Origin of the sequence: Paenibacillus sp. NPDC057967 (genome assembly GCF_042887015.1) — a bacterium.
Classification (GTDB): Bacteria; Bacillota; Bacilli; order Paenibacillales; family Paenibacillaceae; genus Pristimantibacillus.
The window spans coordinates 308,315-333,315 of sequence record NZ_JBHVQB010000007.1 but is presented as its reverse complement, the minus strand read 5'-3'; the positions used below and the strand labels follow the sequence as shown (position 1 = coordinate 333,315).

General features: G+C 47.5%; 28 protein-coding genes. 25 read left to right on the top strand and 3 right to left on the bottom strand.

The features are described 5' to 3' along the window. The 3 genes from ACFVSO_RS19955 to ACFVSO_RS19945 form a co-directional block, all read left to right on the top strand. Positions 1-1,658, top strand: a 1,658-nt coding sequence (locus ACFVSO_RS19955) for an S-layer homology domain-containing protein (RefSeq protein WP_387476805.1), incomplete at its 5' end; no start/stop codon positions are given. A gap of 266 nt (positions 1,659-1,924) precedes the next feature. After that, positions 1,925-3,244 (top strand): ATP-binding protein, encoded by a 1,320-nt coding sequence (locus ACFVSO_RS19950; protein WP_387476803.1) that lies wholly within the window; start codon positions 1,925-1,927, stop codon positions 3,242-3,244. 120 nt (positions 3,245-3,364) lie between these two features. Continuing rightward, on the top strand, positions 3,365-3,559 hold the full coding sequence (locus ACFVSO_RS19945; protein WP_387476801.1) for a hypothetical protein: 195 nt from the start codon (positions 3,365-3,367) through the stop codon (positions 3,557-3,559). Between the two features lie 73 nt (positions 3,560-3,632). Here ACFVSO_RS19945 and pdxR read toward each other — a convergent pair whose 3' ends face one another. Beyond that, a complete protein-coding gene (gene pdxR, locus ACFVSO_RS19940) occupies positions 3,633-5,081 on the bottom strand; it encodes a MocR-like pyridoxine biosynthesis transcription factor PdxR (RefSeq protein ID WP_387476799.1) in 1,449 nt (482 codons plus the stop codon). Positions 5,082-5,405: 324 nt separating this feature from the next. Between pdxR and ACFVSO_RS19935 the strand changes: the two genes are divergently transcribed. From ACFVSO_RS19935 to ACFVSO_RS19860, 16 genes are all read left to right on the top strand, one after another. Further along, complete coding sequence (locus ACFVSO_RS19935) at positions 5,406-6,206, top strand: IclR family transcriptional regulator (protein ID WP_387476797.1); 801 nt, start codon at positions 5,406-5,408, stop codon at positions 6,204-6,206. 68 nt (positions 6,207-6,274) lie between these two features. After that, positions 6,275-7,477, top strand: coding sequence for a threonine synthase (gene thrC, locus ACFVSO_RS19930; RefSeq protein ID WP_387476795.1), 1,203 nt, complete (start codon positions 6,275-6,277; stop codon positions 7,475-7,477). A 24-nt stretch (positions 7,478-7,501) separates the two neighbouring features. Next, the gene (locus ACFVSO_RS19925; RefSeq protein ID WP_387476793.1) at positions 7,502-8,317 is read left to right on the top strand and encodes a transporter substrate-binding domain-containing protein; all 816 of its coding nucleotides are present in this window, start codon (positions 7,502-7,504) and stop codon (positions 8,315-8,317) included. An 89-nt stretch (positions 8,318-8,406) separates the two neighbouring features. Continuing rightward, complete coding sequence (locus ACFVSO_RS19920) at positions 8,407-9,060, top strand: amino acid ABC transporter permease (protein WP_387476791.1); 654 nt, start codon at positions 8,407-8,409, stop codon at positions 9,058-9,060. Between the two features lie 10 nt (positions 9,061-9,070). Further along, on the top strand, positions 9,071-9,730 hold the full coding sequence (locus ACFVSO_RS19915) for an amino acid ABC transporter permease (protein WP_387476789.1): 660 nt from the start codon (positions 9,071-9,073) through the stop codon (positions 9,728-9,730). A gap of 29 nt (positions 9,731-9,759) precedes the next feature. Further along, entirely contained in the window at positions 9,760-10,482 is a 723-nt protein-coding gene (locus ACFVSO_RS19910) for an amino acid ABC transporter ATP-binding protein (RefSeq protein ID WP_387476787.1), read from the top strand. Between the two features lie 36 nt (positions 10,483-10,518). Then, positions 10,519-10,995, top strand: a complete 477-nt coding sequence (locus ACFVSO_RS19905) for a RidA family protein (RefSeq protein ID WP_387476785.1) — start codon at positions 10,519-10,521, stop codon at positions 10,993-10,995. Beyond that, positions 10,992-11,624: a bifunctional 4-hydroxy-2-oxoglutarate aldolase/2-dehydro-3-deoxy-phosphogluconate aldolase gene (locus ACFVSO_RS19900; protein ID WP_387476783.1), complete on the top strand. Its 633-nt coding sequence runs from the start codon at positions 10,992-10,994 to the stop codon at positions 11,622-11,624. The genes ACFVSO_RS19905 and ACFVSO_RS19900 overlap by 4 nt, the downstream gene beginning before the upstream one ends. Beyond that, entirely contained in the window at positions 11,621-12,607 is a 987-nt protein-coding gene (locus ACFVSO_RS19895) for a sugar kinase (RefSeq protein WP_387476781.1), read from the top strand. The genes ACFVSO_RS19900 and ACFVSO_RS19895 overlap by 4 nt, the downstream gene beginning before the upstream one ends. A 295-nt stretch (positions 12,608-12,902) precedes the next feature. Beyond that, positions 12,903-14,204 carry an ABC transporter substrate-binding protein gene (locus tag ACFVSO_RS19890; RefSeq protein ID WP_387476779.1) on the top strand — a complete coding sequence of 434 codons (1,302 nt, stop codon included), beginning with the start codon at positions 12,903-12,905 and terminating at the stop codon, positions 14,202-14,204. A 70-nt stretch (positions 14,205-14,274) separates the two neighbouring features. Further along, positions 14,275-15,114 carry a MurR/RpiR family transcriptional regulator gene (locus ACFVSO_RS19885; RefSeq protein WP_387476777.1) on the top strand — a complete coding sequence of 280 codons (840 nt, stop codon included), beginning with the start codon at positions 14,275-14,277 and terminating at the stop codon, positions 15,112-15,114. Between the two features lie 20 nt (positions 15,115-15,134). Further along, positions 15,135-16,082 (top strand): carbohydrate ABC transporter permease, encoded by a 948-nt coding sequence (locus ACFVSO_RS19880; RefSeq protein ID WP_387476775.1) that lies wholly within the window; start codon positions 15,135-15,137, stop codon positions 16,080-16,082. A 14-nt stretch (positions 16,083-16,096) separates the two neighbouring features. Further along, positions 16,097-16,921: a carbohydrate ABC transporter permease gene (locus ACFVSO_RS19875; RefSeq protein ID WP_387476773.1), complete on the top strand. Its 825-nt coding sequence runs from the start codon at positions 16,097-16,099 to the stop codon at positions 16,919-16,921. Next, complete coding sequence (locus tag ACFVSO_RS19870; RefSeq protein WP_387476771.1) at positions 16,908-17,933, top strand: N-acetylglucosamine kinase; 1,026 nt, start codon at positions 16,908-16,910, stop codon at positions 17,931-17,933. The genes ACFVSO_RS19875 and ACFVSO_RS19870 overlap by 14 nt, the downstream gene beginning before the upstream one ends. Positions 17,934-17,945: 12 nt before the next feature. Further along, a complete protein-coding gene (gene murQ / locus ACFVSO_RS19865) occupies positions 17,946-18,863 on the top strand; it encodes an N-acetylmuramic acid 6-phosphate etherase (protein WP_387476769.1) in 918 nt (305 codons plus the stop codon). A gap of 236 nt (positions 18,864-19,099) precedes the next feature. Continuing rightward, positions 19,100-19,327, top strand: a complete 228-nt coding sequence (locus ACFVSO_RS19860; RefSeq protein WP_387476767.1) for a hypothetical protein — start codon at positions 19,100-19,102, stop codon at positions 19,325-19,327. A gap of 99 nt (positions 19,328-19,426) precedes the next feature. On the opposite strand, the gene ACFVSO_RS19855 is transcribed toward ACFVSO_RS19860, so the two are convergent. Continuing rightward, positions 19,427-19,993, bottom strand: coding sequence for a C40 family peptidase (locus tag ACFVSO_RS19855; protein ID WP_387476765.1), 567 nt, complete (start codon positions 19,991-19,993; stop codon positions 19,427-19,429). A 260-nt stretch (positions 19,994-20,253) separates the two neighbouring features. Here ACFVSO_RS19855 and ACFVSO_RS19850 point away from each other — a divergent pair, with 260 nt between their 5' ends. From ACFVSO_RS19850 to ACFVSO_RS19825, 6 genes are all read left to right on the top strand, one after another. Beyond that, positions 20,254-20,544 carry a LiaF transmembrane domain-containing protein gene (locus tag ACFVSO_RS19850; RefSeq protein ID WP_387476763.1) on the top strand — a complete coding sequence of 97 codons (291 nt, stop codon included), beginning with the start codon at positions 20,254-20,256 and terminating at the stop codon, positions 20,542-20,544. 36 nt (positions 20,545-20,580) lie between these two features. Then, positions 20,581-21,267 carry a PspA/IM30 family protein gene (locus ACFVSO_RS19845; RefSeq protein ID WP_387476761.1) on the top strand — a complete coding sequence of 229 codons (687 nt, stop codon included), beginning with the start codon at positions 20,581-20,583 and terminating at the stop codon, positions 21,265-21,267. Next, positions 21,264-21,755 carry a PspC domain-containing protein gene (locus tag ACFVSO_RS19840; protein ID WP_387476759.1) on the top strand — a complete coding sequence of 164 codons (492 nt, stop codon included), beginning with the start codon at positions 21,264-21,266 and terminating at the stop codon, positions 21,753-21,755. The genes ACFVSO_RS19845 and ACFVSO_RS19840 overlap by 4 nt, the downstream gene beginning before the upstream one ends. A gap of 4 nt (positions 21,756-21,759) precedes the next feature. Continuing rightward, positions 21,760-22,473 (top strand): PspA/IM30 family protein, encoded by a 714-nt coding sequence (locus ACFVSO_RS19835; protein WP_387476757.1) that lies wholly within the window; start codon positions 21,760-21,762, stop codon positions 22,471-22,473. Between the two features lie 132 nt (positions 22,474-22,605). Next, positions 22,606-23,604, top strand: coding sequence for a sensor histidine kinase (locus ACFVSO_RS19830; RefSeq protein ID WP_387476755.1), 999 nt, complete (start codon positions 22,606-22,608; stop codon positions 23,602-23,604). A 30-nt stretch (positions 23,605-23,634) separates the two neighbouring features. Further along, positions 23,635-24,282, top strand: coding sequence for a response regulator (locus ACFVSO_RS19825; protein WP_387476753.1), 648 nt, complete (start codon positions 23,635-23,637; stop codon positions 24,280-24,282). Here the strand turns inward: ACFVSO_RS19825 and mobB are convergent. Continuing rightward, a complete protein-coding gene (gene mobB, locus ACFVSO_RS19820; RefSeq protein ID WP_387476751.1) occupies positions 24,279-24,824 on the bottom strand; it encodes a molybdopterin-guanine dinucleotide biosynthesis protein B in 546 nt (181 codons plus the stop codon). The genes ACFVSO_RS19825 and mobB overlap by 4 nt on opposite strands. Between the last annotated feature and the right edge of the window lie 177 nt (positions 24,825-25,001).

The window sequence follows — 25,001 nt, the reverse complement described above, 5'->3', positions numbered from 1 at the left end:
CGGAAGCGGGTAAAGACTCGCTGAACGCAGTTATTGCGGAAGCCGAAGCGGAACTGTCCTCGACAGAGGAAGGAACCAACCAAGGCCAATACCCGGCAAGTGCTAGAGCAGCATTGAGCCAAGCGATCACGGCAGCAAAAGCTATAGCTTCAAACGCGCAGGCGACGGCTGCCCAAGTAGAACAAGCACGAACCGATCTGAACGCTGCGCTCACAACGTACCGAGCTTCGGAGGTGCCTCAGCCCGACGCACCGATATGGACGAGCGGCGAAGCCAAGGTATCGGAAGTGACAGATACAGCCCTGAAGCTTACTTGGCCGGAAGCAAAGGCTGACTCCGGTGTAACGGGTTATCGCATTTATTTGAATAACGATCCAGAACCGTTGGCCGAAATCGCAGCCGGACAAGAGAACAGCTATCTTGTCGACCGTCTCGGTTCTGGCGTTCGCTATACGTTTATGGTAAAAGCATATAATGACGCGGGAGAGAGCATAGGCTTATCCGTTGAAGTTGTCACATTGGCGGACAAAACAGTTCTTCTTGAACAAATTCAGACAGCGAAGAAGCGTTTAGCGGATACCAGAGAAGGTACGCGTCCCGGAACATACCCAGCAAGTGCTCGAACCGCGCTGACAATGGCTATAGTTACGGCTGAAGCGGAAGTAGATAAGACCGACTCCCTGCAGGTAGCGATAGACGCAGCTGCATCTGTTTTGCAGCAGGCCATGGCTGTCTATGATGATTCTGTCATCAAGCCTGGACCAACCAATCCAGGCGGCCCGTCTGCTGAGCCGGAGCGGTCCAGCAATAACCAACTTAAGCAATTAATCATTATGGCCGGCAACAGCCGTATCGAGCTTGTTCCTGCTTTCTCGGCGTCCATATCCGATTACACCATCGAGACAGAAGCGGAGGAACTGGAGATTACCTTCGAGTTCGCGCATCAAGGAGCGAAGGCAACGGTGCTCCAGGATGGCAAAGAGATTAACGGAAAACTATGGAAGCTGCAAACAGGTGAAAACAAATTTACTATTACCATCATTGCGGAAGATGGAACAGAGCGCGTATACAGACTGAACATTCAGCGCAAAGCATCCGAGCCAGAGCCGCCGCTCAAGGAACTGATTGATATCGCAGGACATTGGGCTGAGAATCAGATTAAGCAAGCGGTGGCCTTGGGACTGGTGAATGGTTATCCAGATCAAACCTTCCGGCCGAATCAATCCGTTACCCGTGCAGAGTTTATCGTCATGCTGGTGAAGCTGCTGCAACCTAAGTGGAGCGGCACCACTCATGAATTTACGGATCAAGCATCGATAGGCTCATGGGCGGAGCATGCAACCGCTCAAGCGCTGGAGCTGGGATGGGTACAAGGGTATGATGACGGTACCTTCCGTCCGAACCAATCCATCACTCGAGCTGAAGCTGCCGTCATCATTGCCAGAGCGCTTGGCATTGGTAAAGGCAGCGCGGCAAGCACCGGTTTTGCGGATGATAGCAGCATTCCGTCATGGGCCAAGGCAGCGATCGAGGCACTCCGCCTTGAAGGGATAATCGGCGGTCGCGGCGCGAACCAGTATATGCCGCAAGCGAACATCACGCGCTCGGAATCAATTGCGCTGTTGATGAGGCTGTACACAGACAACGAAACCGATTAAGTCATTCGGCAATACGAAAGTTGGCAAGAAGCAGGTGCGGAGGACTACGGGTCCTCCTCATGCCTGCTTCTTCTTCTATTCTCATTATGACGACCAGCAGGAATTGCAATAGAGAACTAAAGCAATAAAATCTCCACAATATAATTTCATTTTATTGAAATAAATAGAAATAAATATGAATTTTTCAATCTTTTTATGTCTTTTTGGTTGGCAATAAAGGGAAGAGTGTCCACACGTAGAATGAGATAGGAGAATAACAACATTAAATGCGAAGGAAGTTTGAGATGATCCCTAATACGATATCTCTGATGGATCAAGTCGACGTGACCAATGGAGCACATATTCTCTATTATTATACGGATCATGATGCCTATATTAAAAACGCCACATCATTTCTCATCAACGGACTTATTCAAGACGAACATGTCGTATTCATCGATAGCGAACCGAATTACCTGGAAGTGTTACATTCACTCGCCAGTCGCGTTGGAAGCGAAGCCTTGGAACGGATTCATTATGTCAATCATATCGACTTTTATTATGAGCACGGCAAGCTGCTTGTGTCCGATGTGATGAACAACTTTGCGAAACTGTTTGCCCCTTTGCAGCAAAATCCCAGAGCAATCCGGTCTTGGGGCCACTTGCCGTGGGATGAGAACAGAAACATGGAGGAACAGCTTCTGATGTATGAGGACCGCTGTGATTCTTCCATACTGAACGCTCAGATGCTGGGGGTATGTGCTTATGACGCCAAGACGATACCCGCTCATGTTCAGAATGAGATGATGCGATCGCATGAATATTTTATGACAGATGATTCTCTCGCTCCCTCTATGTTTTACCGGGATAGCAAACGATCGGTCATCATTCCGTCTCCTGCCGTTCATATGGAGATGCAGTCGGAGATGGATCTGTATAAGCAAAAGCTTGATTTTGCCCATGCCGTATCGCATGAGGTTCGCAATCCGCTTACGGTAATTCGGGCGTATGCGATGCTCATGCTTAATCCGCGAACAGAGATGGGCGAAGATCATATGCGCAAGCTGCAAGCGATTGTCGACTATGTGGACGTAATCGATCATGAAATCGCCCATATTATTAATACGGAGCAACTTCTCTCGACAGATACGCTGTGGCAGAAGGAAGCGGTCAACGTGAAGCCGCTTCTGGATGAGGTGCTGCACATGATGACGACAAAGGCACGCACGCAAGGTGTGGAATGCCACGCCGAGATTGACGTGCAGGAGGCGCAGATCTATGGTAGCAGTATCGGCTTCAAGCTCATTGTGTCCAATCTCATTAGCAATGCGATCAAATACAGCCACGAAGGTTCATCCGTATCGGTGCATGCCAATGTCCGGGAAGGGATGCTGCAATTCGATGTTAGAGATAAAGGCGTCGGCATGACGAATGAACAGCTGGAGAAGCTGTTCCGCAAATATGAGAAGATGAATACGGACAAAAGCGGTCAAGGAATCGGGTTGTTTATGGTCAAGAAGCTGACGGATCATTTTGAGGGCAGTATCGATGTAAGAAGCAAGCTTTATGCTGGAACGGAAGTACATGTTGAGCTTCCGCTTGTATAATGTAGGGCAGTCTTTTCGGTTCTCCAAATGGATGGTAGAAACAATCCTGCAATGGCGGGTGTGCGAAGGGTAAGGTCTCTTTATAATGGCAGTATAATCATTCATAGGCAGGTGATAATTATGGAATGGTTGTACCTCATTATTATTCTGGTTATGGCAGTTGGATTGATCTCGACCATATGGATCGGCCGCTCTGCAAGCAACAAGGTAGAGGACCCGCGCTACTCCCAGCAGACCGGGCGCAAATGGCTGCGACTTGGCGTCATCTACGTTGTCGGTATTATTATCGTAGCGGCTATCTTAATATGGCTATAAGAGCAGGCTTAAGATGGAGGCCACGCTCCGATATATGAAACCGCCGGGCTAAGAGCCCGGCGGTTAGTTCGATTTAGGGATTCGTTTCCGCAAGCAAGGCACGCAGCGCTTCTGCGAATCGGGATATGCCGGAGTTGATTTCATCGGCTTTGGCCCGGGCGAAAGTGAAACGGACATAGCCGGAATCGGAGCCATATACGCTGCCCGGCACGAATACTACGCCTCTGCGGATGGATTCCTCCAGCAGCTTGCCGTCATGGACCTCCGGTGCCAGCTTGCACCACAGATGTAATCCACCCTCCGGCGCTGTGAAGGAAATCATACCCGGAAGCTCCCTTTCCAGAGCAGCGATCAGCAAGTCACGTTTGAATTGCAATTGCATCCGCAGCCGCGCCAGATGAGGCTCGAAATAATCGGATTTCAAAAACTGGGCGGCGACCTGCTGAGGAATAACACTTAAGCCAAAGTCCATCTGCTGTCTGGCATCCGCCAGCCTCTCTACTATGGCATTCGGCGCAACCATCCAGCCTACGCGCAGACCGGATGCCGCAATCTTGGAAAAAGACCCGATATAGAGCACGGAACCGGTCGAATCCATGGATTTCAGCGGTGCTGGCGGCATGCCTGCATATGAAGTGAGGCTGAAGGGGTCATCCTCCACGATGGGAAGCGCGAGCTCGCTCGCCAGCTCCAGCAGACGCTTGCGGCGCTCCATGCCGAGTACGGTACCCGTAGGATTCTGGTAGTTCGGATTCAGGAAGACCATCTTGATCCGATGCCGTCTATACAAGGTGCGTATATCCTCTGGGCATACGCCATCCCGGTCAACGGGCAGACGGAACAGCCTGAGGCCGGCGGATTGGAACATCGGAAGAGAGTAAGAATAAGACGGGTCCTCGATTGCCACGGCGTCACCTGGGGACAACAGGCATTGGGTAATGAGATATAGGGATTGCTGTGAACCTGATGTGATCAGGATGGATGATTCGGTCGTATGGATCTGCCGATGCTTGCCCAGATAGGGGACCAGCACCTCTCTGAGCGGAACGTAGCCTTGAGGATGGTCGTAGCCCAGATAGGCGGTATACTCATGGCGACTCATCAGGCTTGATATTTCTTCGCTTGGCGCTAGATCCGCAGACAGCTCTCCGCTGGCGAAATCAATCAGGGATGGAGATTGCGCCAGCGCTTCCCGAATCCTCCTCATGAACGGCAGATTGGGTAAAAAATTGCCCCCTTCCGCATATCGTTTCCAATTCGGCGTATGTTTGGGCGTCGCTCCCCATTTGGTCATAGTGACCCGTGTTCCGCTGCCGGATCTCCCTTCAATAATGCCCATAGAGCGAAGCTCGGAGAAGGCTAGAATGACGGTGCTCCGGTTCACGTCCAACTGCTCTGCCAATTTGCGCTCGGAAGGCAGCAGACTGCCGGGCGGAAACTCGCCGTAGGATATGCGCTGTTCCAGATGATCCGCTATTTGGGCATATAGCGGTTTTTTGCTCTGTCGGTCAGGTTTCCACATCGTTTAGGTTCCCTCAATCCATTAAGAATAGTCCATATGATTGTTATGATACCATTGATGGGGCGGAACACAATCGCCGGGGGGAATAGATCAAACAGGTTCATGATGGCCAGCAGCAACTGCCATTAAGAAGCCTGTTTTTTGATTGAAAACATTTCCATTGACAAGTGAAATGGCATCCCGTTATTATGAACTTACATCATAATAATGGAACGATGTCCCGTTATCCTAATTTAGGACAATATTCATCGTGAGGAACTGTATGCCCAGCATGCAACTATTTTTTAATCGTTAATGAAAGCGTTTTATTGAAAGGGGGAGAAGATGGTGTCTGTTAAGCAAGATGGAGAGGCTCAAACAAACTCAAGTGTGGAGCGTGCATTAATCCTGCTTGAATTGCTGGCGAACTGCAAGAGCAGCATATCCTTGGCGGAAATCGTACAGAAGGTCGAGTTACCCAAAAGCACAGTCCATCGAATTTTGGAAACATTAAGATTACGGGGATACGTAGAATGGGAGCCGAATACAGAAAAATACGCACTCGGTTTGAAACTGATCGAGATCGGGGTTACTGGCTTGATCAACATTGAAATTGTCGACGCCGCTGCTCCTTATTTGAGGGAAATCTCCACAATGACCGGGGAAACCGCTTTTTTGGCCGTCTATAACGAAGGAGAGATTGTATATCTTTACAAAGTAGAAGGGACGAATTCGATCCGCACTTCGGCTCAACTGGGATCGCGGCGTCCACTTCATAGTACAGGCCTCGGCAAAGCAATCGCTTCCACATTCTCGATGGAAGAGCTGGATCGCATTCTTGAGGATAAAGGCATGGAAGGAAAAACGATCAACACCATTACCGATCGACAATTGTTTCATGAGGAAATGAGCCGCACTCGTCTGCGAGGATGGGCTACGGATAATGAAGAAGGGGAGATTGGGCTTTCCTGTTATGCTGTACCGATTTTCAATTATTCCGGAAGAGTGGTTGGGGCGATCAGTTGTGCAGGGCCAACAAACCAGGTTCAATCGAGTAAAGAGATCATCCTGTCCAAAGTGGTTGAGAGCGGCGAACAAATATCCAGAAGGATGGGCTATGTTCCCAGTATGCGTTTGCGAAGCTAGATCAGCCCTGTAGACATAAGTGTGCCAACTGTTGATGAAATAATAATGAAGATAAGGGTGGGGTCGTTATGCCAGCATCAGGTCTGCGTTGTATACAATGTGATTGCAGACTTTCACTCAATCCGATCTATGAGTGTCCTAAGTGCGGGGGAATTCTCGAAGTATATTACGATCATGCACAATTACAGGACAAGACTCAGCTTCCGTTAAGTCAGTCATACGAATGGATGCCCATTCGTCGGGAGACGGCGATCAGTCTGGGAGAAGGCAATACCAGCTTGATTGAAGCGGGTCAGTTGGCGAAACGATTGGGTCTTCGCAGGTTATTGTTGAAATGCGAATTTACGAATCCTACCGGGTCGTTCAAGGATCGTCCGATTGCCATCGGGGTTGCAAAAGCGGTTGAATTCGGGTATCGCAAAGTCGTTGTCGCTTCCAGCGGCAACGCTGCGGCCTCCGTGGCCGCTTACGCGGCCCGGGCGGGCCTGGAGGCCATTATACTGGTGCCTGCCTCAACGCCCGGAGAGAAAATTATGCAAACTCTAGCTTATGGGGCGAAGGTCATTCGGGTACAGGGGCCATATAGCAATAGTTTTGGATTAGCTAAAGAGCTGTCCCAGTCCGGGGAGCTGTACAATCTGACAACCACATTTTACAATCCCTACACGGTTGAAGGCGATAAAATGGTCGGATATGAAATATTCGAGCAGATGAAAGAATCGCCGGATGCCATCTATGTGCCGATTGGAGCAGGACCCTTGCTCGTTGGCACCTATAAAGGATTTGTCGATTATCAGCAAACAGATGGGAAGGTAAGTTTGCCTCGAATGGTAGGCGTTCAGGCGGAAGGAAACAATCCGATTGTCAAGGCCTTTCTGTCAGGGAGCACGATAGTGGGCTCAGAACCCGCTCCCAACACGATCGCCGGAGGAATTGCTGATGGGCTTGTGGGCTATACGAAAGATGGTGCTTTCACCCTTGATGTGATCAGGAAGTCCAATGGCTTCGCTATCGATGTCAGCGATGCACGGATATTGGAGGCTAAGCAATGGTTGGCCAAGGATGAGGGGTTGTTCGTTGAGCCTTCAGCAGCAGCAGCAATTGCCGGGGTAGCGAAGAGCCTGCATGAGGGGCAAATCAGCAGTGGCGATGTTGTAGTCGCTATTCTTACAGGACATGGATTAAAGGATATGAATAACCTTGGCCCTGTAGAAGAAGCGCCGATCGTCGATAACAGTTCGGAGCAGCTGAAGAAGCTGTTGACGATATAATTAAAACACCAGGGGGAATGAAAAATGACTAAAAGGTTTGCAAAGTTATTTTTACTGCCGTTGCTTGTCATGGCCTTTGCTTTGGCAGGATGCACGTCTGGAGGAAGCGGAGAGGTTGCTGAAAGTCATTTGAGCAAAATGATGAAAACGAAGAAAATCAGGGTGGCCGTACTGCCTGACAATCCGCCATGGAGTATTCTGAACGCTTCAGGAAATTTTGAAGGATATGATATTGATATTGCCAACAGACTCGCTGAAGCCATGGGCGGGCTCAAGGTTGAGTTTGTCTCGACGGATGGAGCCAATCGTCTACCGTTAATTCAGACAGACAAGGTCGACGTTGTTATCGCTTCATACACTGCGACCAATGAAAGAGCGAAATCGATTGCTTTTACGGAAGCTTATGCCGCAGCAGGTCCGTTGCCTTTATACCGCAAGGACAATCCGATCACAAGCTATGATGATTTGGCTGGCAAGAAAGTTTCAGTGACACGGGGCAGCACGAACGATAGTGTCATGTCGAAGTATTTTCCAGATACTGAGGTTGTACGTTTTGATACGATTGCAGATGCATTTATGGCTGTGAAGACCGGTAAAGTCGATGCATTAATTGAGGAAAACCCGATCGTTTATGAGTTTGCTGACAAAAACCCAGAAATGGAAGCGCTTCCGCTTGATCCGTACAAGCCCGGCTATATTGCGATGGCTGTGCAGCAAGGCGATCAGATCTGGTTAAATTATTTGAACAACTTCATTCGCGATTTTAACAATTCAGGCGATAATGCAGAGCTGTACAAGAAATGGTTCGGAAGAGATTTGCCAAAATTGGTCAATTATTAATCTGAATATTCGGAATAGAAAATCTATTGGGGTGAATGAGGCGAATGGATCGTCTCATTCACGCCAAAAGTAGGAGCGAGGGGTGGACAATGACTTTTTATTTTGGCGATGTATTTCCGTACATCCCCCTATTGCTGAAAGGATTAGCCATTAGCTTGTATATCACCGTATTCGGCATGCTTGTTGGAAGTGTGCTAGGCGTATTCGTCAATTTGGCCAAAACGGGAAAGTCAAAAGTATTAAGAAAAATTAGTTCTGCTTATATTGAGATCATCCGAAATACACCGCTATTGGTGCAATTGTACTTGATCTATTTTGGCCTGGGTCAGCTCGGAATCAATATTAATCCGCTTTGGTCGGCAATGATCGGCATTACCTTAAATAATGCGGCCTATACGGCGGAGATATTCAGAGCAGGGTTCAATTCGGTATCCAAAGGCTTAAGGGAGGCAGGGTGTGCCTTGGGAATGACGTCAACACAGATTTTTAGGCACATCATATTGCCTCCAGCTATTCGCAGCGTTTTTCCAGCGTTGACCAACCAGTTGATTCTGCTTTTTCTGTTCTCGTCAGTGGCTTCTGTCATTTCTCTGGAAGAATTGACCTATCAAATCATGAATGTTGATTCAAAAACGTTCCGAACTTTCGAGATATTAACGATTGGAGCTATTCTGTATTATGCAAGTTCATCTATATTTGCAATGTTATCGAAAGTAATCGAAAAGAAATTATTTAGATGGTAGGTGGGAACAAATGTTCGAAGATTTTGGGTGGCATCATTTGGTTCCTATTGCCAAAGGTGCTTGGTTTACCGTTGTGCTTTGTTTTTTCTCTATTATTTTGGGCGGTGTAATCGGTCTGTTGCTGGGATTGGGTGCTACATCGGACAATCGATGGGCGCGGTGGATCAGCGCTATTTATATTAATCTGATTCGTGGTATTCCATTATTGATCATTATCTTTTTTATCTATTTCGCCTTGCCTCTGCTGGTACCGGGTATGGATTTATCGAAAGAAGTGGTAGCAGTCATCGCTTTGTCTGTTTATGCCGGAGCCTATATGGGTGAAATTGTGCGAGGCTGCATTCAGTCCATACACAAAGGACAGTTTGAAGCGGCAGATGCCCTTGGCATGAGCTATTTTCAAAAATATCGATACATTATTGTGCCGCAGGCGATGAAAGTGATCGTTCCGCCGGGAATCGGCTTTATTATTGCCTTGGTGAAAGATTCCTCTCTCGTGTCAACAATCGGATTTATTGATTTGACCAAAGCAGGAAGAGTCGTCAGCAATTTAACCGTTGATCCGTTAAAGTCGTTCCTGGCTGTAGCCGTCTTTTACTTTATCATTTGCTACGCACTTTCCAGATTGGCACAATATTATGAAGCAAAGATGGCGCGGACAAACACGTAACGTCAATGATGGCCGAGGAGGAACAGCCTATGATTCAGGTGGGAAATTTGCATAAAAGTTTTGGGAAAGTCGATGTGCTGAAGGGTATAGATTGCCATATACGTACGAATGAAGTTGTCTGCGTGATTGGACCATCGGGCTCAGGAAAAAGTACGTTCCTGCGTTGCTTGAACTTGCTCGAATCGATCACAGGCGGGACGGTCAAGATTAATGGGCATGATCTGACAGACCCGAAGATGAATATTAATCAAGTTCGCAAGGAAGTGGGCATGGTATTTCAATCATTCAACCTGTTTCCTCATATGAAGGTCATAGACAACATCATATTGTCACCGATCAAGGTATTGAAAATGGATAAGGACAAGGCTCGTCAGAAGGCGATGTCTTTGCTGGAGAAGGTCGGGCTGAGTCACAAAGCGGACGTTTATCCAAGCAGCTTGTCCGGGGGTCAGATGCAGCGGGTTGCAATTGCCAGGGCGCTTGCAATGGACCCGAAAGTGATGCTGTTCGATGAACCGACATCAGCGCTTGATCCGGAAATCGTTGGCGAAGTGTTGTCTGTCATGAAGGATTTGGCCAAAGAAGGCATGACCATGGTTGTCGTGACACATGAGATGGGATTTGCCCGTGAAGTCGCTGATCGTGTCATTTTTATGGACCAAGGTATTATTATCGAGGAAGGGCCGCCAAAGGAAATATTCACGAATCCCAAGAATGAACGCACACAAGCGTTTCTTAGCAAGGTGCTATAAATATAGGGTTTAACATTGCGAAGGAGGAATACCGGTATGGGAATCATTGAACAACGTCTGCAGCAATTAGGGATCGAATTGGCCGAGCCTCCTGCGCCTGCGGCAATCTATATTCCGGCAGTGACTACGGGAAACCTGGTCTTTACTTCAGGTAATGACTGTCGGGTGAACGGCAAGTTTCTTTATGTGGGCAAGCTGGGGCAGGACTTGACGATTACGCAAGGTCAAGAAGCGGCCAGACAGACGATGATCAACCTGCTTGCTGTTTTAAAAAGTCATTTGGGAGATCTGGATCAGATTCATCGAATTGTAAAGCTGCTCGCCTTCGTCAATAGTGCTCCCGGATTTGTTGACCAGCCATATGTGATCAATGGAGCTTCCGAGCTATTAGAGCAAGTGTTTGGCGAGCGAGGCAAACATGCAAGGTCAGCGATCGGTACGAGTGAACTCCCCTTTAATATACCGGTTGAGATTGAAATGATTGTAGAGTTGAAGCAGGTGTCCTCCCCATGAACCTAACCGAGCAATTAAAGCAGCAGAAAATCGTGGCTATTCTTCGGGGGGTTGCTCCTGAACGGGTGCTTCCTGTTGCCGAGGCCTTGTCCTTGGGCGGTATTCGTTTTATGGAGATAACGATGAACAGTGAGCAAGCCGTACAAAGTATCGCCATGCTGCGAGAACGCCTTCCGCAATTGCACATTGGTGCCGGAACGGTAACCAATGTGCAATTAGCCAGAGAAGCAGCCGCAGCAGGCGCGGAATTTCTAATATCTGCGAATGTAGATACAGCCATGATCTGTTATGGAGTGGAACAAGGGCTTCATGTCTGGCCGGGCGCGATGACTCCGACAGAGATTGTGCTTGCCTGGGAAGCCGGTGCTCAAGCAGTCAAATTGTTTCCTGCAACCGTCCTAGGCATCGATTATTTGAAGTCCGTTCGAGCTCCGCTAGATCAGATACCGCTTATTGCAACGGGAGGAATTGAACCCGGCAATGCGGCAGCCTATATACAAGCTGGGGCGTGCGCACTCGGGGTGGGCGGACAATTGATTAACCATCAATGGATCCAGGCGGGAAAATATGCGGAAATCACCGATATAGCGAATCAATATTTGGCCGCAGTCAAAGGTGAGTCCATATGACGGATGTCGTAACTATTGGAGAAAGCATGGTTCTGTTTCAGCCGTTTCAAGGCGAATCGGTTCGCTATGCGCCTTTGTTCACCAAGACAATAGCGGGTGCGGAATCGAATGTAGCGATTGGACTGACCAGATTAGGCCATAAAGCGCGCTGGATTGGCAGGGTGGGGAATGATCCGTTCGGCGATCTGATCGTATCCACACTGGGGGGGGAGGGCGTTGATATATCGTTTGTCATCAAAGATTTAATAGCTCCAACGGCTGTTTTCTTTAAAGAGTACCGCGGGATCGGCGCTGATCCCTCCATTTATTATTATCGCAAAGGCTCAGCAGCCAGCGGCTTGTCTCCAAAAGATGTACGTAAGGAGTGGTTTGAAGGGGCCAGACATTTGCATGTGACAGGCATAACGCCGGCTCTTGGTTCGTCTGCTTTTGAAGCCATTCGATATGCGATGCAGCTTGCTAGAGAAATGGGGCTTATGATATCTTACGATCCCAATTTGCGGCGTAAACTTTGGAGCGAGGAAGAAGCTCGCAGCAAATTAACTGCACTAATCCCTTATTGCGACTACTTTTTGCCTGGTATTGATGAAGCTGAATTTTTGCTCGGTAAGCAGGATTTGGATGAACTGGGCAATGAGTTCTTGTCGATGGGTCCTAAGGTGGTCGTGATCAAGCTGGGAGCGGAAGGGTCTATTGCCTATACGCCATATGGAACGGTAGCAGTCGAGGGAGTCCCGGTATCCCAGGTCATCGATACGGTTGGCGCAGGGGATGCTTTTGCAGTCGGGTTTTTATCCACTTTGTTAAAGGAAAGGAACCATGGCGATCTGATTGCGCCACATCTGGAGCATTTGACACAAATGTTAAGAACGGCGAATGAACTCGGTTCGCTCGCCGTACAGTTTCGCGGAGACTGGGAGGGAATGCCAACCTGTGAGGAAGTTCAGAGATTACAAAGTGGTACGGTAGAAGTGACACGATAGAAGAATTCAATATATAGATCAAAGCCAAAATGAAGTGGTTTTGACTAATTCGATCATGAACATGCTGTATAGCTCTTAAGATGTCAATCTTAAGGGCTTTTTTATATGAAAATGCAAGAATGAATGGACAAATTAAAACTTCGTATATATAATCGTTTTATGAAGTATTAAAACTTCTTGAATAAACAGAATTAAATAATTATTAGTTCTATTATTAAAGGGGTGTCATTGTCATGTAGGCAGTCATTATTGTGGGGCAGTGGTAATAACTAACTAAAATTTAGGGGGCAGTTGTATGAAAAAAGGAATTGCTTCATTGTTGACGGTTTTGATGTTAGTTGTATTATCAGCTTGTGGGCAGGGAACTAATAACGGAAATACTTCGTCACCTGGGAAAGGGACCGATACAGCAACAGAAAGTTCTGGAGAACAGGTCACATTGAAAATTGGAAGCTGGAGAACAGAGGATAAAGCTGCCTACGAGGAAGCAGCTAAGAAATTTACTGAGAAATACCCAAATATTAAAGTGGAATTTGCTCCAACCAAAAATACGGAATACAACACAGTACTTAATACAGAATTAATGACTGGCGAAGGTCCCGATATTATTCATCTGCGGCCTTATGTAGCAGGCCAACAAATTGCTGATTCAGATTATTTGGTTGAGCTTGACGGCTTACAGGGTTTGGATCAAATTCCTAAGGAACTGCTTATTGCGGCAAAAGGTTCAGATGGGAAGGTATATGGAGCGCCAATTCTAAAAAATAGTATTCAAGTGCTATATAATAAAAAGATGTTTGATGATTTAAAGCTTACAGAGCCAAAGACATGGGATGAAATGATTCAAGTTGCGGAAACACTGAAGCAGAACGATGTAGTGCCTTTTGCTTTCGGAGCAAAAGAAGGCTGGATCCTGTCGTTGGTTCATGGCGGAATTGGCCCTGTGGGATATGGCGGCAATGATTTTGTTAATAAAATTACGAAAGGACAGATTGGATTTGATTCCGAAGAATTTACCCAATCCGTTCAACTGCTACAAGAACTGATTCCATATTATCCGAACAACTTTGAAGGGATTTCTATGGATGATATGCGCAATATGCTTGTAACCGAGCAAGCGGGCATGATGATTATGGGCGATTGGGAAGTTACAGTTATTCGCGGTATGAATCCAGATCTGCAATTGGATGCATTTCCAATTCCAACGAAAGAAGGCAATCCGATTGTAGCAACATGGGTGGATGGTTCCTTCGCTGTCAATAAAAACTCCAAGCATCAGGAAGAAGCGAAGAAATTTATTGAGTTTGCTCTAACGGAAGAGTTTGGCACCATTATTTCTAATCGTTTGCTGCGGCAAAGCACGCTGCCTGCTGTACAGAATGAAGATGCCTTAATGAAGAAAATCTCTAACTTTGCAAATGATGAAAGCGCTGTTACGCCGTATCTATTCAATGTATACTTTGCGGCAGGCAATCCATCCTCGAAGCTAGCGTTGGAAACAGCGCTTCAGGGTATGCTGCTTCAGAAACTGAAACCTGCAGACGTTGGTGTACAAGTGAAAGAAAGTGTCGATACCTGGTTTAAGCCTTTGAATTAAGGCATGTAAATTTGGTATTCAAGGGCCGAAAGACGCTTCAGCCCTTGAATACCCTAATGGGGGAGTATTTATGAAAGGCGCGCTAGTAAGTATTGAAGCGGCAGCAAGTGGCCTAAGCAGTAAGGAAAGGAAGGCTGCTGATTTTATACTACAACATTCATCAGAAGTCGTTCGTATGTCTTTGCAGCAATTAGCAGCAGCTTCAGAGGTAAGTGAAGCTACGATTATGCGGTTATGTCGATCCTTAAAATTTGAAGGATATACAGACATGAAGCTGCGCATCACAGCCGATTTATCTGCGGTTGGAGAAGAAAATCATGAATATCAGCCGTTTCAAGTTGGTCAATTGATGAAAGAAGTGATGGAGTCGGTTACCAATAATAATATGAAGTCGCTAAAGGATACACTGGCTGTCATCGATGAGGAAATCGTTGAAGCAGCCGTACAATGCATGAATCGGGCAAGAAAGATTGCGGTATTTGGAGTTGGAGCCTCAGCTATTATTGCGGAGGACTTTAAATTAAAGGTGAACCGGATTAATAAATGGTGCGAAACCGCTTATAGCGGAGATATGCAAGCGGTGGTTGCCGCGAATTTGAATGAACAGGATGTCGTTATTGGCATTTCATATTCGGGCAACAATAATGACGTTTTGCATGCGTTGAAAGTAGCCAAAAAAAATGGAGCCAAAATTATATCTCTGACGCATTTTGGAACAAGTCCAATTGCAGATCAGGCTGATTATCAATTATTTACAAGTTCTTTAGAGCAAAACTTCAGAAAAGGCGCGATGGCTTCAAGAATCGCCCAGTTAAATGTCATTGATATGCTATATGTAGGAATGGTGATTCAAAATTACGACTCTAGCATCGAATCAATAGAGAGAACTCGCGAGGCCATCAAGCACTAATCAGTCACGGAGGCAATTCAATGGGGACAAAAAGCAACGCAGGTTTGCAAAAATCCGGAATTCAGTGGCAGAAGTATATCATTCATTTGTTTCCGATTCCTGCCATCATCATCTATTCCATCATTATCGTATATTCGATGATGGCCGCATTTGGCTATAGTTTATTCTCCTGGAAAGGCTTGACAAGAGGCGACTTTATTGGATTAGGCAATTTCGTCAAGCTGTTCACTGAAAAGCCGTATAATGATATGTTCTGGAATGCCCTTGGTCATAACACTTACTATTTTATTTTAGAGATGATTGTACAAAATGGAATTGCCTTTATTTTAGCCTATATTATTTACACGAAGGTCAGAGGGGCAGAGTGGTTTAAAGCCTCGATATTTCTGCCAAGGCTTTTATCGGTTATCGTTGTCGGATTTTTATGGAAATTAATCTTGAATCCGAATTCAGGAGTCCTGAATACGTTGCTCAGGGAAGTTGGATTAGGGAGCTGGGCAAAGTCATGGCTAGGCGATCCTGATACCGCATTGACAGCTATTATTATGGTAAATAACTGGTTTGGTGTCGGTTTCTCACTTTTGATATTGCTAGCGGGATTGCAATCGATTCCGACAGAGGTTATCGAAGCTGCGAGATTGGAAGGGGTTAAAGGCTTTAAATTTATACGTACCATTATTGCTCCGCTTATTGTTCCTTCCATTGTGATCGTTACGGTATTTACGTTTATTCATGCCTTTGAAGCATTTGAACTTGTGTATGCGATGCAAGGCTCGCAAGGAGAACCTTATATGTCAACGGATACGCTAGCTACTTATTTCTACCGAAATGCATTTGGCGGTACCTCTGGCGGAGATTCTGTTTCCATTGGTCTCGGTTCAGCGCTTGCTGTCGTTATGTTCGTCATTATCTGTGTGCTTTCTTCCTTGTTTTTAAGCATCTCAAAAAAATACCAAGTTCAACATTAAATGAGGCGAATCTATTGAAAATCAACAAATCAACTCGAATCTTTCAATATATAACGATCATCTTCTTTTCAATAACCGGGCTTGCCCCAATCCTTCTAATGGTTCTTTCTTCTTTTAAAACAAATATTGAAATTATCAAAAATCCGTTATCCATGCCAACAGGTTTGAATTTTGCTTCTTATTCCAAGCTGTTGAATCAATTGCCGTATGGCACTTATTTTATGAATAGTATTTTGGTGACAGGGATTTCGGTGTTCGCGATTCTCGTATTTGGTTCGCTGGCCGCCTATTATTTGTCGAGATACTCCTTCCGCTGGAATTCGGCGCTATATATGTATTTCCTGCTAGGTATGATGATTCCAATCAAGCTTGGCGTCGTTCCATTATTTATGCTTATGAAAAATTTGAGTTTAATTAATACCATATGGTCCTTGATTCTTATTTACGCGGGAATAGGAATCCCCCTTGCACTGCTTATCTTAACTAATTTTTTTAATACCTTACCAAAAGAAATTGAAGAAGCCGCAAGAATTGACGGCGCTTCCGAGCTTGGTATTCTATTCCGTGTTATGGTGCCGCTTATGAAGCCTGCACTTAGTACGGTTATGATTATTCAATTCATAAATGTATGGAATGACTTCTTCTTTCCCTTATTATTTACACAGAATGAAAAGGTTAAAACGATTCAGATTGGCATGTCCTCTCTGTTTGGTGAATATTCCACGGATTGGAGTGTGTTGTTTGCCGGGTTAACGGTTGCGTCTCTGCCCATTATTATATTGTTCGTCTTTGCTTCAAGGCAATTTATGGAAGGACTGACCGCTGGTGCAGTTAAATAAGGAAAAGCGTATTTTTATCGGCATGGATGGGGGAGGAAGCAAGACGGCCTGTGCAGCGTGTAACGAGCAAGGTCACATTTTAGCCTATGCAATTGGAGAATCCAGCAATGTAAAATCAAGACCCCGCGCTCAGGTGGAACAGACCTTATTGGAGCTCATTTATCTTGTGATTCGGCAGAGCGGCGCAGAACTTAAGGACATTGTGTCTGTGACGCTTGGGCTTGCAGGGGGGCATCGTATTGCTGATAAAGAAAAAATGATTCATTTTCTTCAGCCCAATCTCTTTGAGCATACAAGCGTCAACGTTTACAATGACGCTGAGACTGCGCTTTCGGCCGGTACATGGGGAAGAGCAGGCATGGTGCTTATTGCAGGAACCGGTTCAATTGTGCATGCAGTGATTCCTGAGCGGAAGCTTAATATCCGTTTGGGAGGCTGGGGCTATTTGCTCGGTGATGAAGGAGGCGGCTTCGACATCGGAAGACAAGCGCTTCTAGCGGTTACGCGAAGCGTGGACGGAGTTGGAGAGCCTACGGCGTTAACGCCAGCCATATTAGAGTTCTTTTCTATTCATGAGCCGATACAGTTAATTGATTTCATTTATGAGCAGAGCAACGCGCGTAAAGTAATCGCGAATTTGGCTACACTCGTACTTCAAGAGGCAGAGCAGGGAGATTCCGTAGCGATAAGCATTATTAATGAGGCAATTGCGAGTCTTGGAAAACTTATTGTATCTGCTCAGAAGAAGCTGGATGAAGCAAACGTTTGGCAACATGATCAGAGCCTGCTCCTTTCACCTATGAGGCTTGTGCTTGTTGGCGGTTTATTCAAAAATAAATATTTCATATCGAAATTCAATAGCCATTTGGCAGCTCATAACGTTAATTTGGAATCCATTTTACTGCGTACTCCGCCTGTACTAGGCGCATGCATAATGGGTCTGCTTGATCACGGGATAGAGATTAATGATGAGATTAGAAAAAATGCAATAGAATCTTGGATTGATGGATAAGGGGAATACAGGATGAATGAGGGAAATCGTATGATGATTACGGAAGAAAACAACGGGAACACCCAAGGGCTTGACCAAATGTCGATAGGCGAAATCATTCAGGCGATGAACGAAGAGGATCAGAAGGTGGCTGTGGCAGTTAGAAAGGAATTGCCTGCGATAGAATATGCGATTAAACAAATTGTTGAACGAATGGAAAAAGGGGGACGGTTGTTTTATATTGGCGCCGGATCAAGCGGCCGAATGGGTGTGCTGGACTCTGCGGAATGTCCGCCTACTTTCGGAGTCAGCTCGAATATGGTAAATGCAATTATTGCAGGCGGAGACGCCGCTTTACTTCATGCGGTTGAAAATGCAGAGGATGATGAAGAAGCGGGAAGCAGCGATATTCGTCATCGAATAACCTCCAAAGACGTTGTTGTCGGACTGGCAGCAAGCGGACGTACGCCTTATGTAATTGGAGCGCTAAAAGAAGCCAGGGGGCTGGGTGCTTTAACGGTCGGGGTAACTTGTAATAAGGATACGGCTATTGGTTCTCTGGCGGATTGTCCGATTGAAGTGTTTGTAGGACCGGAAGTCATTACGGGCTCTACACGCCTAAAGGCAGGAACTAGTCAGAAAATGATCCTTAATATGATTTCTACTACCGTCATGATTCGTCTTGGCAAGGTATACGGAAACTTGATGGTGAATGTAAAGGCGACGAACGCCAAGCTTCGTCAAAGAGTCGTTCGAATTGTAATGAAGGCGGCAAATGTTGATGAACAGACCGCAAAGCATTACAGCGAGCAAGCGCAAGGTGATGCAAGATTAGCTATTTTGATGATTAAATTCGGCTTGCCTAAGGAAGATCTCATTTCCATACTACAGATGAACAATAACCATTTTGGGCAAGCGATGAATGAATTGTTACAGCAACACTCCGAATAATTCAATGATAAGTATGAACAGATGCACTCCTTTATAGAACATGTAACGCTGACTATATCCAACATAGGTCAGCGTTTTTGCGTCTCAGTACATAAATGAAGAGACGAGTAAGCGGCCCATTCTATATGATCGTGCAATAAGTTAGGGAGATTACAATATTTGGAGTAATCCAAGAACAGGAGTGTTCGAGATCTATCCGCTTTATCATTTACCGTATTCAGATGAAGAGCCGAACCATGACTTTGCAGAAGGATATGGCTTTATGGATGAACGTTACTTCATATTCCGAAGAGCTTGTATGGGTAGTGAACGACTGGAACAAGGGTGAAGACAAGACATATGTCCTCAACAAGCAAGCTAATGACAGCAGCTCGCCTTATCTCGCCCTTGATCTGAGAGCTTATAAAATGACAGAAGGCAAACGGCTTGCTCGTGATAAGATGAGCTACGTTACGATTAAATAAGAAAAGGGCCGAAGGAGCGGCATTAGTCGCTCTCCTTCGGCTCTTTTGGAATTTAGGTTATCATAAATGCGATGGCGGACAGTCAATATGATTAGGCTACTACAGTACGCTGCCGCCGAAGATCATGCGGTGTTCCCATTGTGTGCCTTTGATGGAGTCGACGCGTACGCCGCCGCTTTTCTTGGAATACGTGTGCAATACTTTGCCATTGCCCAAGTACAGAGCGACATGCGTTACTTTTTGCTTCGACTTGTTGAGCTTGGAATAGTTCGATGCGCCGGAGCCTTTGTAGGACATAAAGAATACGAGATCGCCGCGCTTCAGGCTGGACCAGCTTGTCTTCACAGTGGAATGCTTCTTCACGTAGCTTGCTTGAGTGGCGGAAGATCCGGGCAGTGTCACGCCTGCCGCTTGTTTAAAGATATGCTTGACGAAATCGGAGCAATCGAACGTTCTCGTATTGCTGCGGTTCGATCCGAATTCGTAAGGCGTACCCATATACTTGCCGCCGAGCTTAATGGCTGCTTCAATCTTGGCTGACTTGCTAGAAGCGGTTGCGGCATACGCCGTATCTGCCCCATGTTGAAGCGGTGTAATTCCTGTTACAAGCAATGCTGTTGTAACGGCTCCTGCAATAAGTGTTTTCGCGAATATGTTTTGTTTCATTGTTTGCACCTCCTGGTTGGTACAACTACCGTAACATAGGGTTTGGAACCGTTTTAACCCACAAAATATGGTCCTGTGCCCAATTCCGCCTCTTAAGGCGGGGAGGCGACTCGACCTAAGTCTAGTTCAAAAACCGCCGAAAGTCCGTTTTATAAAGGGTTTGAACGATCTATACTAAGTACATAAGCAAGAGCTGCTGAACAAGGTTAAATCATCAAAAATGAAAGAATTCTAATAGAAGAAAGGAGAGAGATTTGGACATGAATGGAAAAAGCGCACTTGGTGTACTGCTAATTGTCATTGGCGGCTTGGCCGTGTTGAACGTATTCAATATTAATCTGGGTTGGATTTTTGGACTTTTGCTCCCATTCATCCTGATCGGCTTCGGCGTAGTAGGGTGGATGAACAATAAGAAAATAATCGGCGGCGTCCTGATCGCGATTGGCGGTGTGATGCTGCTGGGCAAGCTCGGCGGAATCTTCATGCTCTTGCTGGCCATCGGACTTATCGCAGTCGGCGTATCGCTGTTCAAAAACAAGAGATCCTATTAATATAAGGGTAGATAAATGGGTTAGGAGGACATATAGATGAGCATTGCACGTCGAATCCGAGACATTACAGTCGCAACGTTGAACGAGAGATTGGAGAAAGCGGAAGATCCGGTGCGGATGATTGATCAGTTCCTCTGGTCAACGAGAGAGGATATCATCCAGGCGGAGAAGCTCCATCAGCAATATGCGAATCACAGCAACCATCTTCGGTCGCAGTGGCTGCAAGCTGAAGCTCAGAAGGAACGCCGCGAGCAGCAAGCAATGACTGCGCTCAAGGCTGGAGAAGAGAACATGGCGCGGATTGCCCTTCATGAGAAGGCCAGCTGCGAGGAACGTTCCGCTCAGTACAGAGAGTTATATGAGCAAAGCCGGCAAAACACGATGGATCTGGAAGAGCAATTGCGGGAGATGCGCAGCGAATACCAGACGGTGTACGATAAGCGCGAATATTATGCAGCACGTATGGAATCCGTCAGATTGCAGCAGCGCATGAACAGCAGAGTACAGGGAGGCGTATCCGACGGAGCTCACCCAGGCACGATGTTCCGCCAAATGGAAGACCGCATCAGCGATCTGGAGCAGGAAGCCAGAAGCTTGCGGGATGTGCGCAGAATGGGCAGAGAGTTCGACCAAGGCGGCGTCGGCAATACGGTTAAGTCCGTGATCGAACGCGAGCTTGCCGAGTTGAAACGCAAGCTTGAGAAGGAGGGTTGGTCGTCTTGAAAAAGCTATATCGCTCCAGACGGGATAAGAAATTGCTCGGCCTGTGCGGCGGGCTAAGTGAAATGCTGAATGTGGATGCGACACTTATACGGATACTGCTCATTGTCATCACTGTCCTATCGAGCGGTATGGCCATCTTCATCTACATTATCGCAGGTATGGTTGTGCCGAAAGAACCGCCCATCTACGGCGCGTTCGGTCCACAGGGCTACGGCAACGGACACAATAATGGCTACGGCGGCGGCTTTGGCGGCGGCTACGGTCCTCAAAACGGTCCTCAGAATGGTCCTCACACGGGCTACAACGGCGGCTTTAACCAATATCAGAACAATACGCCTCCGAACAATTGGGGCACTTCATACGCCAAGGAAGAGCCTGCTGCAGGCTCGCAATTCGATAGCATGATGGATGATCTGGAGAAAAAGGCATTGCGCCGCGAGATCGAAGAACTGAAAGCAAAATTAGCGAAACAAGAGAAGGGAGAATAACATAATGGGAATCTTTAAAAGAATGAAGGATATGACAAAAGCGTCGATGAACGAGGTACTGGACAAGCTGGAAGATCCGGTCGTCATGTTGAATCAATACTTGCGTGATATGGAATCGGAGATTCATCAAGCAGAAGTAACAGTAGCCAAGCAAATGGCGAATGAGCGCCGCATGAAGCAGCGCTTGGACGACTCTGTACGCAATGCGGCAGAACGTGAGTCCAAAGCGGAAGCAGCGCTTCGCGCAGGCCAGGAGGAACTGACTCGCAAGCTGCTGGAAGAGAAGCTGTACTTCGATCAGAAGGTTGTGGAATACACAGATCTTCATGCTCAGGCGAAAGGTCAAGCGGAAGAGCTGCTTGGGCAGCTGCACGGAATGAAAGAAGAGTTCTACCAGCTTCGCAACAAGCGCAATGAGCTGGCGTCCCGCGCTCAAGTGGCGAAGGCTCAGAAGCAAATGGCTCAGCTGAGCTCGAACCATACCATCGACAGCGGCACAGCATCGCGCGGTTTCTACCGGATGGAAGAGAAAATCATGCAGCTGGAAGCGGAAGCGGATGTGCTTCGCACACCTTACTCCTCGTCTTACAGCGGCGGCAGCACATCTTCCCCAGTAAATGCGGCTGATCTTGAGAAACGCATGAAGGTGGATGAGCAACTGGAAGCGCTCAAGAGCAAGTTGAACGGAGCGGCTCCTAGCAAAGCGGAAACGGAATAAGGACCATACTAAGGATGGAAGCAGCGGACCGGCTACCGGTCTGCTCTTTCATGCTTTTATGAGGGGACTCGCTAGCATAGTCGACATGGGCGCTATTGGCATCATGACCCGGCTACATAAGGAGCTGTAGGCATGCAAGATCAGGAAAAAAAACCGGGAGAACAAGGGAAGGCCGAACGCAGACGCAACGTGGTGGAGACGCTGCTTTGGCTGCTCATTATAGCAAGTCTGGTCATCATTTTGCTGCAGGGGCTTGATATCGTCGAGCCGTTCATTCTGCAGGGCAGATGGGCAATTACAGGCCTTGGCCTAGTCGGTGCGGGACTTGCGGTGGCGGCGCTTAACGGTTATCTGCAAAATTCCAAGCTGAAAGCCAGGCTGAAGCGGCTTACCGAGCAGCAGCGCAAACGCTATAACGTAACGTTTAACGATCATCCGTCTGACGCAGGGGATGACGATCACGAGCGGGAGAGTGATCCGCAGTGGACCGAGAAGGTGAGATTCACGGCGGTGCTGGAGGAACGCCAGCGCCTTGCGCGCGAGCTGCATGACGCAGTCAGCCAACAATTATTCGCGATCTCCATGACGGCGACAGCTGTAAGCCGTACGATTGAGCGGGACTGGGAGCGGGCGAAGCGCCAAGTGCAACTGATCGAGGAGATGGCCGCGGTCGCACAGTCTGAGATGAGAGCGCTTCTGCTTCATCTTCGTCCCGTTCATCTGGACGGCAAAAATCTGGGACAGGCTTTGACGACGCTGGTTGAAGAATTAAAGCAGAAAGTGCCGATGGAAATTGTATTAGAGGTGGATGAATCGATTGTACTGCTGCCGCAGACGGAGGATCATCTGTTCCGGATTGTCCAAGAGGCGCTCTCCAATACGCTTCGTCACTCCAAGGCAGGCAGCATGCGTATCCGGCTGCTTCGATTGGACAATAAGGTGCATTTGACCTTGCAGGATAATGGTGTCGGCTTCGATCTGGAAGCGAAGAAGCAGACGTCTTATGGCTTGCTGACGATGGAAGAACGGGTAAATGAGCTTGGCGGCTCACTCCAGATGATCTCGCAGCCGGGAGAAGGCACAACGATTCATCTGTGGGTGCCGATGGACGGACAAAAGGCAGGGAGTTAAGATAGAAGCATAGCGAAAGGAGCGGGACATATGGAGGAACCGATAAAGGTGTTGCTGGTTGACGATCACGAGATGGTTCGGATCGGACTTGCGGCCGTACTCGATACGGAGGATGGAATTGAGGTTGTAGGGGAAGCCAGCAATGGCGTGGACGGCATCCGATTGGCGCAGTCCTACAGGCCGGATGTTGTGCTGATGGATCTGGTCATGGAGGGTATGGACGGCGTGGAGACGACTGCCAAGCTGCTGGAGACTCATCCGGACTGTAAAGTCATTGTTCTTACGAGCTTTATTGATGACAGCAAAATATACCCGGTTATCGAAGCGGGAGCGTTCAGCTATTTGCTGAAAACTTCCCGTGCGAGTGAGATTGCGGAAGCGATCCGCGCTGCTGCGAGGGGGCAATCCGTGCTGGAGTCGCAGGTAGCGGCCAAGATGATGAACCGTTTCCGCGCGCCAAAGCAGGAGCAGCCGCGCTTGCATGATGATTTGACCGAACGTGAGATGGATGTGCTGAAGCGGGTTGCGCAGGGAAAATCCAATCAGGAGATCGCAGACGAGCTCTTTATCGGTGTGAAGACCGTTAAATTCCACGTTACGAATATCTTCAACAAGCTGAATGTGGAGGACCGCACGCAAGCTGCGATCTACGCGCATAAGCAAGGGATTGCGGACTAAGGCGTTAAGCTGAGCCTGCGATCTTCAAGCAGGGTGAACAGAGCTTCATCATCATGAATCGGGATGACGGGCAGAAGAGGGGCAGAGCTCTGGCTTCCTGCTGCACGGGAACAGGCTGCTGCGATAGCCTCCGGCCAGCATACCACCGCTAAGGGCTGACTGACCGCTTGCAGCAAGCTGAGCTGCGAGGCTTCACGGGCACAGACGATCTTGGGATAAGGCGCTGTCTTGAAGCCTTCGATCAGAATAATGTCAACGTCTTGCGCCATTGCAGCGATTAATGCGGCCAGTTCGGTGCCGGACGACTTCAGAATCGCGGTACGGCTGGCAGAGGTGATGGCGGTTATGTCCGCACCCGCTGCCTGGTGCTGCCAGGTATCGGTGCCCGGCGTATCGATCTGGAAGTCATGTGCATCATGCTTGATCGTGCCGACGCGATGCCCTTTACTTTTATATCTTTCCGTTAACCGGCAGACCAAGGTGGTCTTGCCGGTGTTTTTGTATCCGACCAATTGAACAATAAAAGGTCTATGATGGGGCAAGGGCAGGGACCTCCTCGTGGTTAAATAAGGATATCTGTATTACTCATGGCTATCGTCTAAATGTTCAGTTAGCGTAAGAGCTTTATATGTATCGGTGGATCAAGTGTATCATATACGAGGTTGAGGCCGCCTAACGATGTTTTGTTTAAGAACACGATATCCAGACCAGATCGTACA